2 protein-coding genes are annotated in these 268 nt (G+C 53.7%); both read left to right on the top strand.

The genetic code is table 11. From position 1 onward, the window contains the following. The coding region (locus V5P19_RS23700) for an FtsW/RodA/SpoVE family cell cycle protein (RefSeq protein WP_334407995.1) at positions 1-142 on the top strand (142 nt) is incomplete at its 5' end. Next, positions 139-268, top strand: a 130-nt coding sequence (locus V5P19_RS23695; RefSeq protein ID WP_334407993.1) for a glycosyltransferase, incomplete at its 3' end; no start/stop codon positions are given. The genes V5P19_RS23700 and V5P19_RS23695, both read left to right, overlap by 4 nt.

The following is a 268-nucleotide window of genomic DNA, read 5'->3' as shown; positions in this document are numbered from 1 at the left end:
GACCAAAGGTCTGACATTGCCGCTGATCAGTTACGGTGGTTCGAGCTTACTGATTATGTCGACAGCCATCATGATGCTGTTGCGTATTGATTATGAAACGCGTCTGGAGAAAGCGCAGGCGTTTGTACGAGGTTCACGATGAGTGGTCAAGGAAAGCGATTAATGGTGATGGCAGGCGGAACCGGTGGACATGTATTCCCGGGACTGGCGGTTGCGCACCATCTAATGGCTCAGGGTTGGCAAGTTCGCTGGCTGGGGACTGCCGACC

This window comes from Enterobacter sp. UNJFSC 003 (genome assembly GCF_036903355.1).
Lineage (GTDB): Bacteria > Pseudomonadota > Gammaproteobacteria > Enterobacterales > Enterobacteriaceae > Enterobacter.
The sequence above is the reverse complement of the archived record's forward strand: the minus strand, read 5'-3'. Positions and strand labels throughout refer to the sequence as shown.